Origin of the sequence: Nonomuraea sp. CA-141351 (genome assembly GCF_050944675.1) — a bacterium.
In the GTDB taxonomy this organism is placed as follows: Bacteria; Actinomycetota; Actinomycetes; order Streptosporangiales; family Streptosporangiaceae; genus Nonomuraea.
Genome location: NZ_CP191982.1, coordinates 11,733,892 through 11,748,761, shown reverse-complemented (window position 1 = coordinate 11,748,761; position 14,870 = coordinate 11,733,892). Strand labels below are relative to the sequence as shown.

At 69.4% G+C, this 14,870-nt stretch carries 10 protein-coding genes; 8 read left to right on the top strand and 2 right to left on the bottom strand.

The window, feature by feature from the left end; genetic code table 11:
• Positions 1–28: 28 nt before the first annotated feature.
• Complete coding sequence (locus ACQPWU_RS55350; RefSeq protein WP_433435142.1) at positions 29–967, top strand: beta-ketoacyl-ACP synthase III; 939 nt, start codon at positions 29–31, stop codon at positions 965–967.
• A gap of 16 nt (positions 968–983) precedes the next feature.
• On the opposite strand, the gene ACQPWU_RS55345 is transcribed toward ACQPWU_RS55350, so the two are convergent.
• The gene (locus ACQPWU_RS55345; RefSeq protein WP_433435141.1) at positions 984–1,997 is read right to left on the bottom strand and encodes a LacI family DNA-binding transcriptional regulator; all 1,014 of its coding nucleotides are present in this window, start codon (positions 1,995–1,997) and stop codon (positions 984–986) included.
• A gap of 109 nt (positions 1,998–2,106) precedes the next feature.
• Here ACQPWU_RS55345 and ACQPWU_RS55340 point away from each other — a divergent pair, with 109 nt between their 5' ends.
• The 6 genes from ACQPWU_RS55340 (at position 2,107) to ACQPWU_RS55315 (ending at position 13,179) form a co-directional block, all read left to right on the top strand.
• Complete coding sequence (locus ACQPWU_RS55340) at positions 2,107–3,381, top strand: ABC transporter substrate-binding protein (protein WP_433435140.1); 1,275 nt, start codon at positions 2,107–2,109, stop codon at positions 3,379–3,381.
• Positions 3,378–4,292 (top strand): carbohydrate ABC transporter permease, encoded by a 915-nt coding sequence (locus ACQPWU_RS55335; protein ID WP_433435139.1) that lies wholly within the window; start codon positions 3,378–3,380, stop codon positions 4,290–4,292. Before ACQPWU_RS55340 ends, ACQPWU_RS55335 begins: the two co-directional genes overlap by 4 nt.
• Positions 4,289–5,053, top strand: coding sequence for a carbohydrate ABC transporter permease (locus ACQPWU_RS55330; RefSeq protein ID WP_433435138.1), 765 nt, complete (start codon positions 4,289–4,291; stop codon positions 5,051–5,053). The genes ACQPWU_RS55335 and ACQPWU_RS55330 overlap by 4 nt, the downstream gene beginning before the upstream one ends.
• On the top strand, positions 5,046–6,878 hold the full coding sequence (locus tag ACQPWU_RS55325) for a glycoside hydrolase family 127 protein (protein ID WP_433435137.1): 1,833 nt from the start codon (positions 5,046–5,048) through the stop codon (positions 6,876–6,878). The genes ACQPWU_RS55330 and ACQPWU_RS55325 overlap by 8 nt, the downstream gene beginning before the upstream one ends.
• A 36-nt stretch (positions 6,879–6,914) precedes the next feature.
• The gene (locus ACQPWU_RS55320) at positions 6,915–10,925 is read left to right on the top strand and encodes an Ig-like domain-containing protein (protein ID WP_433445534.1); all 4,011 of its coding nucleotides are present in this window, start codon (positions 6,915–6,917) and stop codon (positions 10,923–10,925) included.
• A gap of 154 nt (positions 10,926–11,079) precedes the next feature.
• Positions 11,080–13,179 carry a sensor histidine kinase gene (locus ACQPWU_RS55315; protein ID WP_433435136.1) on the top strand — a complete coding sequence of 700 codons (2,100 nt, stop codon included), beginning with the start codon at positions 11,080–11,082 and terminating at the stop codon, positions 13,177–13,179.
• On the opposite strand, the gene ACQPWU_RS55310 is transcribed toward ACQPWU_RS55315, so the two are convergent.
• Positions 13,166–14,062: an SDR family oxidoreductase gene (locus ACQPWU_RS55310; protein ID WP_433435135.1), complete on the bottom strand. Its 897-nt coding sequence runs from the start codon at positions 14,060–14,062 to the stop codon at positions 13,166–13,168. The genes ACQPWU_RS55315 and ACQPWU_RS55310 overlap by 14 nt on opposite strands.
• A gap of 112 nt (positions 14,063–14,174) precedes the next feature.
• Between ACQPWU_RS55310 and ACQPWU_RS55305 the strand changes: the two genes are divergently transcribed.
• Entirely contained in the window at positions 14,175–14,846 is a 672-nt protein-coding gene (locus tag ACQPWU_RS55305; protein ID WP_433435134.1) for a winged helix-turn-helix transcriptional regulator, read from the top strand.
• Positions 14,847–14,870: the final 24 nt, after the last annotated feature.

Genomic DNA, 14,870 nt, shown 5'->3' with positions numbered 1-14,870 from the left:
CCGAACGTTCGCTTGCTATAGTCCGCCCATGAACGGATCACGACTTGTCGCCACAGGCCACTATCAGCCAGCAAAAATCCTGACAAATGAGGATTTGGCGACCATGGTGGACACCAGCGACGAGTGGATCAGCAAGCGGGTCGGCATCCGTACCCGGCATGTGGCCGGGCCCGAGGAGAGCGTGGCCGACCTGGCCGGGCACGCAGCCGCCAAGGCCCTGGCGGCGAGCGGCCTGGACGCGTCCGACATCGACCTCCTGCTCATCGCCACCTGCACGCAGACCGAGCGCGCCCCCAACGTCGCCTCCCGCGTCGCCGCCAAGCTCGGCGTGCCGGGCGCGGCGCTGATGGACATCGGCGTGTCGTGCTCCGGCTTCACCCACGCCCTGGCACTGGCCGACCACACCATCCGGGCGGGGGCGGCCACGAACGCCCTGGTCGTGGGGGTGGACAAGATGACGGCGGTCACCGACTGGACCGACCGGACCACGTGCGTGCTGACCGGCGACGGGGCCGGCGCGGCCGTGGTCAGCGCGGCGGCCGAGGCGGAGATCGGCCCGGTGGTGTGGGGCTCCGCGCCGGAGCTGGGCACCGCCGTACGCATCGAGGGCACTCCGACCCGCTTCTCCCAGGACGGCCAGACCGTCTACCGGTGGGCCACCACGCAGCTCCCCGCCATCGCCCGCCGGGCGTGCGAGCGCGGCGGCGTACGGCCCGAGGAGCTGGCGGCGGTGGTGTTCCACCAGGCGAACCTGCGCATCATCGAGCCCGTCGCCGCAAAGCTCGGCGCGGTCAACGCGATCGTGGCGCGTGACGTCGTGGAGTCGGGGAACACCTCGGCCGCGAGCGTGCCGCTGGCGCTGTCGAAGCTGCTGGAGCGGGGCGAGGTCCGGCGCGGGGCGCCGATGCTGCTCTTCGGGTTCGGGGGGAACCTGTCCTACGCGGGCATGGTCGTACGCTGCCCCTGAGCATGCCTTCAAGCGGTCAGGAGATGCCCGGCGGGGAGGTGGAGTCGCGGATCACGAGCTGGCAGGGCATCTTGTGGATCCCCGGCGTCGCCTTGCCGTCGATGGCGGCGAAGAGGTGCTGGGCGGCCGTCCTGCCCAGCTGTTCAAGGTTCATGTCCACCGTGGTCAGCGCGGGCCGGGTCTCCGTGGAGAGCACCTCCCAGTTGTCGTAGCCCACCACCGCGATGTCGTCCGGCACCCGGCGCCCGCGTTCCCTGGCCGTCTCCACGAAGCCGGCCGCGATCTGGTCGCTCCCGCAGAACACCGCGTCGACCTCCGGCTCGGCCATCAGCAGCATCTCGGACGCGTGCCGCCCCCACCGCTGCGACCACGGCCCCGAAAGCGTCTGCCCGGCCTGCGCCACGCCCGCCTCCTTGAGCGCGAGCCGTAGGCCGTCCTCGCGGTCGCGCGCGGCCTTGTAGTGCGTCGGGCCGGTGATGTGCGCGATCCTGCGGCGCCCCATGGCCAGCAGGTGGTTGACGGCCATGGCCGCCGCGCCCACGTCGTCCGGCACGAAGGACACGTCCGACGGGTCCTCCGACGGGCCGTACGCGTACACCACGGGGACCGGGAGGTCCTTGCTCACCGACGGCCGCGGGTTCGTGCTCTCGCCCACCACGATCAGCCCGTCCACGCGGCGTGACAGCAGCGCCCGCACGTGGTGCTGCTCCCTGATCGCGTCGCCCCGCGCGTCGCAGAGCAGCACGGCCATCTCGCCGGCGCCGAAGGCGTCCTCCGCCCCGAGCAGCACCGGGATGCCGAACCGGCCGACGCTGTCGGAGGTCAGCAGGCCGACCGTGCGCGTCTGCCCTGAGATCAGCCCCCTGGCCAGGGCGTTCGGCTGGAAGGAGAGCTCCGCGGCGGCGGCGAGCACGCGCTCGCGCGTCGCCGCCCGCACGTCCTGGCGTCCGTTGAGCGCTTTTGACGCCGTGGCGATCGATACCCCCGCCAGCGAGGCCACATCATTGATGGTCGCCCGCTTACCCGCCATGTTCGAAACCCTTTTCGGTCGCTGTGAACTGCATAGAACCTTAGCACCCATTGACATGGACACTTGTTTCTTCTACGTTTCCGAAAACCTTTAAGTCCAGGAGCACATCATGAGACGAAGGCTGGCCGGGATCTCCCTACTCGGTGTGTTAGCGCTCACAGCGGCGGCCTGCGGCAGCGGCGGCGGCGGCGGTGGGGGTGGAACGCCGTCGGCGCAGGGCCCCGTGACGATCACCATGTGGACCCGCGCGGCCACCCAGACGCAGAGCGAGCGGCTGGTCAAGGCCTACAACAGCAGTCACAAGAACCAGGTGAAGCTCACCGTCATCCCCACCGACAACTACCAGCCCCGCATCGCCGCCGCGGCCGGCGCCAAGCAGCTGCCCGATGTGTTCGCGTCCGACGTCATCTTCGTCCCGAACTACACCTCGCAGGGCCTGTTCATGGACATCACGGACAGGATCGCCAAGCTGCCGTACAAGGACAGCCTCGCTCCCTCGCACATGAAGCTCGGCACGCTCGACGGGAAGCAGTACACGCTCCCGCACACGCTCGACCTGTCGGTCTGGTTCTGGAACAAGGACCTGTACCAGAAGGCCGGGCTCGACCCCGAGAAGGGGCCGAAGTCGCTGAAGGAGTTCGCCCAGCAGGCCACCACGATCCAGGAGAAGCTGGGCAAGGACGGCAAGGTGCACGGCACCTTCTTCGGCGGCAACTGCGGCGGCTGCTACGTGTTCACCTTCTGGCCCTCGGTCTGGGCCGCCGGCGCCCAGGTCATGAACACAGAGGGCACCCAATCGCTCAACGACCAGCCCGCGATGACGAGCGTCTTCCAGATCTGGCGCGACCTCTACGAGAAGAAGGTCACCGGCCCGACGGCCAAGGAGGAGCAGGGCCCGACCTGGACCGGCTTCTTCCCCAAGGGTGAGATCGGCGTCATGCCGATGCCCTCGACCACGCTCGGCCTGATGCCCAAGGACATGAAGATCGGCGTCGCCCCGATCGCGGGCCCCGACGGCGGCGAGTCGACGTTCGTGGGCGGTGACTCCGTCGGCATCTCCGCCACGTCCAAGAACCCGGACGCGGCCTGGGACTTCCTGTCCTGGACGGTCTCCGACGACGCCCAGGTCGAGGTCATGGCCAAGAACAAGGACGTGCTCGCACGCACCGACCTGGCCGGCAACAAGTACTCCTCTGAAGACCCGCGCGTGGTGCTGATCAACTCGCTGGTGGCCAAGGGCCAGACGCCGTACGCGCTGCGCTTCGGCCAGACCTTCAACGACCCGCAGGGGCCGTGGCTCCGGCTGGCCCGCGAGGCCGTGTTCGGTGACGCGGCGAAGATCCCCCAGCTCAACACTGAGATCACGAAGTCGCTGCAGCAATGACCTTGACGATCATCCGATCCGGGCGGCGGCCGGCTCACTCCGCGCCCTCCGCCCGGTGGCGGAGCAGGAAGGTCCAGGGCTGGCTGTACGCGGCTCCGACGGCCGTCATCGTGGGGGTGCTCTTCATCGTGCCCCTGGTGCTGGTCGTCTGGATGTCGCTCAACCGCTGGCCCCTGCTCGGCCCGGCCACGCTCAACGCCCCCGACAACTACCTCAAGATCGGTGACAACCCCCTCTTCGTCGACGCGGTCCTCTTCACGCTGAAGTACACCGCCATCACGACGGTCCTGCTGTCGGCCGTCGCGCTCGGCCTGGCCCTGCTGGTGCAGGACCGCAGGCCGGGTATCGGCTTCTTCAGGACCGCGTTCTTCCTGCCCGGCGCCGTGGGCTTCGCCGCCGCCGGTCTGCTGTTCTACGGGATGCTGAACAACGACTTCGGCCCCATCGACCCCATGCTCCAGGCGCTGGGCATCACCAGCGAGCCGGTCAAGTGGATCGGCACGCCCAACATGGCGCTGTTCTCCACGATCGCGCTGGTGCTGTGGCGCTTCGCCGGGTTCAACATGCTCATCCTGCTGACGGGCCTGCAGGCGATCCCGACCGAGGTGTACGAGGCCGCCAGGAGCGACGGCGCGAACCGCTGGCAGGTGTTCACCAAGATCACGCTGCCGTTGCTGCGCCCCACCCTCGCGCTGATGCTGATCCTCAGCGTCACGGGCTCTTTGCTGGCCTTCGACCAGTTCTTCGTCTTCACCAACGGCGGCCCGGACAACAGCACGGTCTCGATGGTCATGGTCGTCTACCGCGACGCGTTCTTCCGCTTCGACCTCGGCGGCGCGGCGGCGCTCTCGGTCGTCCTGCTGGTCGCCCTCGTCGGGCTCAACACGGTGATGATGCGGAGGCTGCGATGAGCCGGTATCTCACGCTGTCCGCCCTGGCGGTGCTGTTCCTGTTCCCGCTGGTGTGGAGCGGCTACGCCTCGCTGGAGGAGCCGTCGAACTACCTGGAGATGGCCCGCTTCGGCGAGGGGCTCGGCACGTACGCGACCAACAGTCTGCTCGTGTCGGTGATGACCGTGGCGGGCACGCTGGTCATCTCCGCGCTCGGCGGCTACGGCTTCGCCCGCTTCGACTTCCCGGGCAAGAACGTGCTGTTCCTGGCCACGCTGGCCATTCTCATGGTGCCGTACGCGACGATCCTGATCCCGCTGTACGTCCTGCTCGGCTACATCGGCCTGCAGAACTCGCTCGTCGGCCTGTCGCTGGTGTTCGTCATGTTCCAGCTGCCGTTCGCGCTGTTCATGATGCGCAACGCGTTCGAGGCGCTGCCGCGCGAGCTGGAGGAGGCGGCGTTGGTGGACGGGTGCGGCACGTTCGGGGCGTTCGCCAGGATCCTGCTGCACGCCGTGCGGCCCGCGCTGATCACGGTGGGCCTGTTCGCGTTCCTCGCCTCGTGGAACGACTTCTTCGCGCCGCTCATCCTGCTCAACGACGGGTCCTCGTTCACCCTGCCGGTGGCTGTGGTGAGCATGACGCAGCACACGTTCGGCGCGATCGACTACGGAATGCTCCAGGCCGGCGTCATGGTCATGGCCATCCCCTGTCTCATCCTCTTCATCGTGTTGCAGCGCCACTACGTGCGCGGATTCATGTCAGGAGCTCTGCGTGGCTAACCCTGTCCTGCCCTCATCGGGCGTTCTGTCCCCCCTCGGCCTCGACGCGGTACGGCTGAACCCCGGCTTCTGGGGCGACCGGGCCGCGCTCAACCGCGAGGTCACGATCGCTCACTGCCAGGAATGGGAAGAGCGAGAAGGCTGGATCGGGAACTTCCGCGGCGAGCGGCCCCGCAGGGGGCGGGAGTTCAGCGACTCCGAGATCTACAAGCTGCTGGAGGCCATGGCCTGGGCCGACCATCCCGGGCTCCCGGCACTGGCCGAGACCGTGGCCCAGGCCCAGGAGGGCGACGGCTACATCAACACCCGCTGGTCCGGCAGCCGTTACACCGACTTCGAGTGGGGCCACGAGCTCTACTGCTACGGCCACCTGATCCAGGCGGGGGTCGCCCGGCTGCGCATGCACGGTGAGGACCGGCTCACCCAGGTCGCCGTCAAGGCCGCCGACCACGTGTGCCGCCGCTTCATGGAGGGCACCAAGACGTGCGGCCACCCGGTGATCGAGATGGCGCTCGTCGAGCTCTACCGCGTCACCGGCACCGAGCGCTACCTGGAGATGGCCCGCCGCTTCGTCGAGCGGCGCGGCCTGCCCGCGCTCGCCGACATCCCGTTCGGCCGCGCCTACTACCAGGACGACATCCCGGTCAGGCAGGCGCAGGTGTTCCGCGGGCACGCGGTACGCGCGCTGTACCTGGCCTCCGGCGTGGTGGACGTGGCGGTCGAGACCGGCGACGAGGAACTGCTGAAGGCGGTCGAGTCCCAGTGGGAGCGGACGATCGCACGGCGTACGCACCTGACCGGCGGCATGGGCTCGAGGCATGCCGACGAGTCGTACGGCGAGGACTACGAGCTCCCGCCGGACCGCGCCTACAACGAGACCTGCGCGAGCATCGCCTCGGTCATGCTGGCGCACCGGCTGCTGCTGGCCACCGGTGACGTCCGCTACGCCGACCTGGCCGAGCGCACCCTGTACAACATGATCGCCACAGGCGTGGCGCTGGACGGCAAGTCGTTCTTCTACGCCAACCCGCTCCAGGTGCGGGTGCCGGCGACGCCGCTGGAGGGGGTCAACCACGCGGCGGAGGGCGGGCTGCGCTCGCCCTGGTTCGACGTGTCCTGCTGCCCGAACAACATCGCCCGCACGCTCGCCTCCCTGGCCGCCTACGTCGCGACCTCTACCGTCGACGGCATCCAGATCCACCACCTCACGCCGTCGGAGATCCGGCATGACGGGCTGGCGGTGCGGGTGGAGACCGGCTATCCGTGGAAGGGCTCGGTGAGCGTCCGGGTGCTGGAGGGCGGCGAGGGCCGGATCGGGCTGCGTGTCCCGGCCTGGGCCACGGACGCCACGCTCGCGCGCGTTCCGGCGTCCTCGCCCGACGCGCCGCTGGAGGAGAGCCCGGCGGTCCGGCCCGTCGATCCCGGCTACGCCTACGTCGAAGGTCCGTGGCGGGCCGGTGACGAGATCCGGCTCGAGCTGCCGATGGCGCCCAGGTGGACGTTCCCCGACCGGCGGATCGACGCGCTGCGGGGGAGCGCGGCGGTGGAGCGGGGGCCGCTGGTCTACTGCGCGGAGTCGGTGGCCGACGAGCCGCCGCTGGGCGACCTGACCGCGCGGGTCCAGCCGCCCGTGGAGCACGAGGCAGATGGCGCCGTGGAGCTGGAGGTCGAGGCGTCGCTGGGATCCGGCGACGGCGGCGGCTGGCCGTACGCGCCTGCCTCCGACGGGCGGGTGAGCAGCGCGGACGTCACGCTCCGGCTCGTGCCCTACCACCGATGGGGGAACCGCGGCCCCGCGACCATGCGTGTCTGGCTACCGATCTAGGAGATGCAAGTGCGTAAACCGTTGGTTTGCTTGGCTGTGTTAGCGCTCACAGCTTCGCTTGCCGCGTCACCCTCGTACGCCGCGGAGGACAACCTCGGCATGCCGGTGTTCACCGGCGCCGACCCCGTGCCCGCCGAGCCCGTGGCGTACGACTCCCGCAAGATGATGGACGAGATCTACAAGAAGGAGAAGGGCGGCGACTCGTACTGGATCGACCGCATGCTGGCCAGGCCGGGCGACGATCCGGCGGGGACGTGGTTGATGTCGCGCGGGCGGGCGCTGTTCATGAAGGAGCACGACCCGTCGGTCATCGGGTTCGGCGGGTACGTGGCGTACTGGGAGAGCATCGACAACCGCGGCGCGTACGAGATCTCGCTGGGCACCGAGCTCACCGAGGACGTCGCCAAGCGGCTGCAGATGCCCAGCCACTGGACCGGGAAGTACACCGGGGACGGGCTGTCGGTCGGGGTGAAGAAGTTCATCACCCACGAGAACGTGGCCGTGACGACGCTGGAGATCACCAACACCGGATCCGCGTCGCGTTCGGTGCCGATCACCGTGACCTCGCCCTACACCAAGACGCCCGACGGCGACCGGGAGCTGACCGGGGTCGTCGCGGCCAAGAACAAGCTGACCACGATCTTCCCCCGGCTCAGCGGTGACGGGCTGAAGGTCTCCGACGGCGCGCTGAAGGGCTCGGTGACGGTCGAGCCGGGCAAGACCGTGCGCGCCAAGGTGCAGATGGGCTTCGTCACCGAGGAACTCGCCGGGTCGCGGGCCGAGTACGACGGCTACAAGGGGCGCTCGCCTGAGCAGGCGCTGCGGCGGCAGCTGCAGGACTACAACGCCTGGTGGGCCGAGAACCTGCCCTACATCGACGTGCCCGACGAGAACATCAAGAAGTTCGTGTACTACCGCTGGTGGCTCATGCGCTTCAACTTCCTCGACGCCGACATCCCCGGGAACGACTTCCAGTTCCCGACCTCGGTCGAGGGGGCGCTGGGCTACAACAACGCGATCGTGCTGACCGTGCCGATGTTCCTGCAGGACCTCAAGTACCTGCGGGACCCGATCTACTCGTACGGGCCGTGGGTGTCAGTGGGCGAAGTCTCACGAAACTCGAAATATACGGACAATCCGGGCGATCCCGAGAACTGGTCGAACAGCTACACGCAGTACATCTCGGCCTCGGCCCTGGAGAGCTACCAGATCCACGGCGGGCAGCCGTCGATCCTGCGCAACCTCGCCCGCTACGCCGAGAAGGACGTGTACGGGCAGCTCGACGCGTACGACTCCAACAAGAACGGCGTCATCGAGTACGACTGGGAGGCCATGACCGGCAACGACGCCGACGCGGTGTCGTTCCACTACTACGACCGGGCCAACGAGCGGCTCGAAGGTGCCTACGTCTACGCCAACGCGATGGCGGCGGCGCAGGCGTACGAGCTGTCGGGGAACGCGGCGCCGGGAGGTCGGTCGGGGTCGGTTGGTTGGGAAAAAAAGGCCGCCGAGATGCGCGGCGTGGCCGACAAGGTCAAGAACGGCATCCTCACCCTGCTCTGGGACGACAAGGACAAGCTGTTCAAGCACCGCGACCTCCAGACGGGCAACCTCATCCCGTGGAAGGAGTCGAACAACTACATCCCGTACGCCACCGGGCTGGTGCCGACGGACGACCCGAAATACCGTGAGGCGCTCCGCCTGTGGGCCGACCCCGCGGAATACCCGATATTCCCGGCGTACACGGCTAACCAGAAGGACAAGGCGGAGGCCGCGGCCGCAGGGAACCCCGGCTCCAACAACTTCTCGCAGATCAACTCCACCCGGAACTTCGCGCTGTTCTCCAAGGCGCTGCGGCAGTACACCTCGCCGTACATCACGGCCGACCAGTACAAGCAGCTCCTGTACTGGAACGCCTGGTCGCAGTACATCGGCGGCGACACCCGCTACCCCGACGCCAACGAGTTCTGGGCGAACTGGAACCCCACGACCAAGAGCATCGACTACCGCTCCTGGATCCATCACACGATCCTGGGCAGCAGCAACTGGACCGTCATCGAGGACGTCATGGGCCTGCGCCCGCGTTCGGACGGCAAGGTCGAGCTCTGGCCGGTGGACATCGGCTGGGACCACTTCACCGTCAACGGCATCAACTACCGGGGCAGCGACCTGACCATCGTCTGGGACAAGCCGGGCGACGGGAAGAAGCACTACGCCGGGGTGCCCGAGGGGTACTCGATCCTGATCGACGGCAAGCGCAAGGTCACGCTGTCCGGGCTCGCGCACGCCGTCTGGGACCCGGCGACCGGCAAGGTCGAGGGCGGTCAGGTCGTCTACTCGGAGAAGGCCGGGTCGATGAAGGCACCCGCCGAGGTCAAGCTGACCGGCGACCGCGTCGAGGACCTGTTCCAGAAGGCCGGCGTGGACCTGCGCTCCGACCGCCAGAACCTGGTCAGGTCCGCCACCGCCTCCCACGGCGACGCGGCGGGCGCGGCCGACGGGTTCACGATCAACGAGCCGTACTGGGGCAGCAAGGGCTCGGGCAAGGCGCAGGACTGGCTCGAGGTGGACCTCGGCTCTGCACAGCCGGTGGACCTGGTCAGGCTGTACTTCTACAACGACCGCAAGACGACCGGGTACAGCGAGCCCGCGTTCTACTCGGTGCAGTACCAGGACGGCGACACGTGGAAGGACGTGCCGAAGCAGGCCAAGGCGCCGGTCTATCCCCGGGCGAACCTCAACGAGGTCCGCTTCCCGGCCGTCACGGCGCAGAGGCTCCGGGTGCTGGTCACGCACCGGCCCGGGTACGCGACCGGGCTCAAGGAGGTCCAGGCGTACTCGACCGGCGCGCGGCCGCCGTCCGCGTCCAACAAGGCGCCGTACGTGCTGGCCGTGCCGGACGCGACGTTCAGCCGTCCCGGGCAGGCCCGCGTGGACGCCGTGGTCAAGGACGACGGGCTGCCGTCGGGCACGCTGACCACGCAGTGGTCGAAGGTGGACGGGCCGGGTGACGCGTTCTTCACCGACCCGGCCGGCACGAGCACGGTCGTCTCGTTCACGGAGGCGGGCACGTACCGGCTGAAGCTGACGGCCGCGGACGGCGAGAAGAGCGCCTCCGCGATCGTGACCGTCACCGCCGCGGCTCAAGGCGAGCAGGCGAACGTGGCCCCCTACGCCACGCCCACCGCCTCCTACACCTCGCCGTGGGAGAAGGTCACCGCCGTCAACGACGGCATCGACCCGCCGCGCTCCAACGACGGCGCCAACCCTCGCTGGGGCACCTGGCCGCAGCAGGGCACGCAGTGGGTCCAGCTCGAATGGCCCGCTCCGGTGCGCGTGAACAAGGCCGAGGTGTACTTCTTCGACGACGAGGGCGGCGTGCGCGTCCCCGCCTCGTGGAAGATCCAGCAGTGGGACGGCGACTCGTTCGAGGACGTCACCGGCGTCGCCTCCTACCCGACGGCGGTGGACGCCTACAACACCGTCTCGTTCGACACTGTGACGACCTCGAAGCTGCGGATCCAGCTCGAGTCCGGCTCGGCGTCGGTCGGACTGCTCGAGGCGAAGGTCTACGCGATCCCGCCCGACTCGGTGCGCCCCGTGCACGTGCCCACGCTGGTGGACACGCTGCCGAAGCTGCCGGCCACGGTGGAGACCCTGTACGCGGACGGCACCCGCGGCCAGGCAGCCGTCACCTGGCAGCAGGTGACGGCCGACCAGGTCAAGACCGGCGGCACCAGCTTCACCGTCGCCGGGCTGGCCGAAGGCGTGCGCCAGCCCGCCCAGGCCACCGTGTACGTCCGTACGACGTCCGCGGTGACGATCACCTCGATCGCCGAGGAGGCGGTCACGACCAGGGCCGGGGTCGCTCCTCCGCTGCCCAAGACCGTCGTGGCGACGTACAACGACGGGTCCAAGGACAGCTCGGTGGCGGTCACCTGGGAGGCGATCAGCCCTGACAAGTACGCCCAGCCGGGCACGTTCACGGTGAGCGGCCGGGTTTCGGGCACGACCGTTGCCGCCAAGGCGACGGTCACCGTGGAGTAGCTCCCCGGCTCCCTGCCCTGGCCCTGCGGGATCGCGGGTCAGGGCAGGGTCTCCACGAGCCTCCGAAACGATTGGCACCTTTATCCCGATAATGCGGTCATAATCCTCTTCAACGGGAGGCGTGCTCTGGCATCGGAGGGGCGGGGCGAGGGGAATGGCTGGGGGATTCGCCGAGACCGCCGGTGATGCGGAGGCGTCCAGGACCGGGAGAGTGGCGGGCGTGCGGGCCGCCGCCGTCGCCATGGCGGTGCTGTCGCCGCTGCTCATCGTGGTCGCGCTGGCGATCTGGGCCGGGTTACCCGCAGAGTGGACGCCCGCGAGGACGGTGAGCCCACAGACGGCCGCCGGCCTGACCTTTCCCGCGGTGGGCGCGTTCCTCCTGTTCAACCGTCCCCGGCTGAACCTGGCGTGGCTCATGTGCGCAGGCGGTCTCGCGGCGGGGATCAGCGATCTCGCCCAAGCGCTGATGTTCCGTGCCGCCGCCGACGGAGATCTCGTTCTCGGGGGCTACATGCGCCTGCCGGCCCAGCTCGGGTGGGCGGTGTGCGGCGTGACGCTCACGATGGTCCTGCCGCTGTACTCGCCCGACGGCCGTCTGCCCTCTCCTCGGTGGCGGCCGGCCCTGGCGCTGGGCGTCGCCTCGATCACGACCGACTTCCTGCGCGCCGTGCTCCGCGTGCCGCCGGCCACGACGCCGTACCCGCGGGCCATCCCCAACCCGCTGCAGGTTCTCGCGCTCGCCCCGTACGCCGACACGGTCTCGGTGATCGCCTGGACGGGCATCTACGTCTCCATGGCGCTGGCGGCGCTGTCGCTGGCGGTGCGGTTACGGCACGCGGACTCCGTCACCAGGCGGCAGATCGGCTGGCCGCTGCTGGCGTTCGCCGGCTACATCGTGTTCCTGGTCGTGACCGCGTTCGTGCCCGAGATCGGGTGGGTCGCGCTCGGCTGGGCGGCGCTCATCCCGGTCGCGACGGCGTTCTCGGTGATGCGGTACCGGCTCTACGGGATCGACACGGTGATCAGCCGGGCGTTCGTGGCCGCCGGGGTGGTGGCCGTGGTCAGCGCGGTCTACTTCGGCGCCGGGGCGCTGTCGAGCCTGTTCGTCTCCGGCTACGGCCAGGTCGCCGGGGTCGCCGCCGCGCTGTTCGCGGGCGCGTTCTTCCAGCCGCTGCGGCGCGCGTTGCAGCGGGCGGTGGACCGGCTCCTGTACGGGGCCGTCGGCGATCCCGGCGTGCTGGCGGAGCGCCTGACCCAGGCGGTGCGGCGCGGCGACCCGGCCAGGGCGCTGACCTCGGTGGTGAGCGTGCTGCGCGACGGGCTGGCGGTCGAGGGCGTGGCCGTGGAGGTGGCCGACGGCGAGCCCCGTTACGTCGAGAGCGGCCGGGTGGGCACGGGCGTCCGCGAGGTGCCGCTGATCTGGCACGGGGAGCGCGTCGGCCGCCTGCTCGTCGGGCCGCCGGGCCCGCGCCGCTTCCCCACCGCGCACAACGAGCGGGTGCTGGCCACGCTCTCCCCGTACGCGGCGGACGTGGCGCACGCGGTGCGGATGGCGGCGGACCTGCAACGTTCCAGAGAGCGCATCCTGACGACCAGGGAGGAGGAGCGCCGCCGCCTGCGCCGCGACCTGCACGACGGGCTCGGCCAGACCCTCTCGGCCATGGCGATGACCATCAACATGGCCAGGCTCAGCCTGAAGAAGTCCCCGGAGGCGGCCGACGAGCTGCTGCGCGAGCTGCACGCGGGCATGGGCGCCGTCACGGGGGACATCCGCGAGCTCGTGTACGGCCTGCGCCCGCCCGCGCTCGACGACCTGGGGCTGGTCCGCGCGGTGGGCGAGCTGGCCGGGCAATCCTCGCCACCCGCCGAGGTCGAGGTGGAGGGGGACCTGTCGGAGCTGCCCGCGGCCGTCGAGGTGGCGGTCTACCGGATCGTCCAGGAGGCCCTCACCAACGTCCGGCGGCACGCCCAGGCCACCACTACCAGGATCGTCCTGCAGCGGGAGCGGTCGGTGCTGCGCGTGCTGATCGCCGACGACGGCAAGGGACTGCCCGAGGGGCATCGTTCGGGCGTGGGGCTCGGGTCGATGCGCGAGCGGGCGGCCGAGCTGGGCGGGATCTGCGTGGTCAGCGGCGAGCCCGGCGCGGGGACGCGGGTGGAGGTCATGCTCCCGCTGCTGACCGCACCCCTGGAGGCCGGCGAGAGCCACTTCGACGGCCTGTACGCGGAGGAGGCTCCGGTCAGGCGGGAGTGACGCTGTAGTCGGTGGCGCCGCGGAAGACGTCCGCGTTGCGACGGGCGAACTCCGCGAAAGTGGTCGGTTCGATTCCGAAGTACTCGTGGGTGGTCAGGTCGACGGTCGAGCGGCCCAGCCGGCTCCGCTCCTGGAAGAGCTGTGCGAACGCGCTCGCGCGCGGCGGCGGGTACCCGGCCTCCAACCAGGCCCGCTGCTTGTCCTCGGAGGTCACGTCGCAGTAGCGGACCGGTCGGCCGATGGCGTCGGAGATGTGGCCGGCGACCTCGGCCATGGTGAGGGCCTCGGGGCCGGTCATGGCGTACGTCCTGCCTTCGTGACCGGGTGTGGTCAGCACGGCGTAGGCGATTTCGCCGATGTCGTCGATGTCGATCGGGGCCATCGTCGTGTCACCGAGCGGCAGCCGAAGCTCGCCGGAGCGGACGATGTCCGGCACCTCCTCGAAGTAGACCTGCATGAACTGGCTCGGCTGGAGCACGGTCCACGGCGTACCGGAGGCGAACAGGTAGCGCTGGATCTGCTCGTGGCTCCGGGAGGAGCGGAACTTCTCATTGTCGAATCCTTCGACTGAGTCCTTGCCGGAGAACTTCACGATGTGGCCTACTCCGGCCCTGGTCGCCGCGTCGATGAACGTGCACTGGGTCTCCAGCATCTCCGGGCCGGCGTTGCTGATCACCAGTACGCGGTCCACCCCGGCCAGCGCGGACTCCAGCGTCTCGGGCCAGAGCATGTCGCCGTCTACCACGTCGACGCCCGGCAGTGCCCGCAGATCGTCGGCCTTCTCCGGGTTCCGCACGAGTGCGCGGACCGGTGTGCCGTGACGTGCGAACTCGCGCACAACGGCCGATCCGGGGCGTCCGTTCGCTCCTGTGACGAGGATCATCGCTTCTTCTTTCTGTTCGGGAATGATTGAAGGTTACATACAAGTACCTCTTAGTACAATAAAGGAACTAAATGCATCCAACTTGGAACGAGGCTTGGTTAGACTTGGTGGCATGGGAAGCATGCGGACCTACGGCGATGCCTGCGCCGCCGCCCACGCCCTTGACCTGGTGGGTGAGCGCTGGGCTCTGCTGGTCGTACGCGAGCTGCTCCTCGGCCCCAAGCGCTTCAGCGACCTGCGGAACGGGCTCCCGAACGCCGGCCCCAACCGCCTGTCACAGCGGCTGCGCGAGCTCGAGGAGACCGGCATCGTCCGCCGCCGCAAGCTCGGCCCGCCGGCTCGATCCTGGGTGTACGAGCTGACCGACTGGGGACGGCAGCTCCAACCGGTCCTCGTCCACCTCGGCCGCTGGGGCCGGCACTCCCCATTTCGAGACCTCGAGGCCGACATCAGCGTCGACGCCCTCATGCTGGCCCTCCACGGGGACTTCGACCCGGCGGCCGCCGGTGGCCTGGCCGCGGCCTACGTGCTGGTCTTCGGCGACGACCACGTCACCGTGCGCGTCGCCGACGGCCACATCGACATCACCCGCGGCGAACCCTCGGCGCCCGACGCGACCATCACCACCGACACCAGGACGTTCGCCGCCGTGCTGACCAGGAAGCGTGCTCTGGAGGAGGCCGTACACGCCGGCGACCTGGCCGTGTCCGGTGACGTGACCGTGGTCGAGCGCCTGCTCGGCTCCTTCCCCAGGCCGGAAACGGCCGAGGCGCCGAAGACATGAATTTTCGCTCATGTCCCTCGCGCG

What these genes read in the sequence shown, in the direction of transcription:
- ACQPWU_RS55350 (WP_433435142.1), top strand. Translation starts at nt 29, where the DNA reads ATGAACGGATCACGACTTGTCGCCACAGGCCACTATCAGCCAGCAAAA.
- ACQPWU_RS55345 (WP_433435141.1), bottom strand. Translation starts at nt 1,997, where the DNA reads ATGGCGGGTAAGCGGGCGACCATCAATGATGTGGCCTCGCTGGCGGGG.
- ACQPWU_RS55340 (WP_433435140.1), top strand. Translation starts at nt 2,107, where the DNA reads ATGAGACGAAGGCTGGCCGGGATCTCCCTACTCGGTGTGTTAGCGCTC.
- ACQPWU_RS55335 (WP_433435139.1), top strand. Translation starts at nt 3,378, where the DNA reads ATGACCTTGACGATCATCCGATCCGGGCGGCGGCCGGCTCACTCCGCG.
- ACQPWU_RS55330 (WP_433435138.1), top strand. Translation starts at nt 4,289, where the DNA reads ATGAGCCGGTATCTCACGCTGTCCGCCCTGGCGGTGCTGTTCCTGTTC.
- ACQPWU_RS55315 (WP_433435136.1), top strand. Translation starts at nt 11,080, where the DNA reads ATGGCTGGGGGATTCGCCGAGACCGCCGGTGATGCGGAGGCGTCCAGG.
- ACQPWU_RS55310 (WP_433435135.1), bottom strand. Translation starts at nt 14,062, where the DNA reads ATGATCCTCGTCACAGGAGCGAACGGACGCCCCGGATCGGCCGTTGTG.
- ACQPWU_RS55305 (WP_433435134.1), top strand. Translation starts at nt 14,175, where the DNA reads ATGGGAAGCATGCGGACCTACGGCGATGCCTGCGCCGCCGCCCACGCC.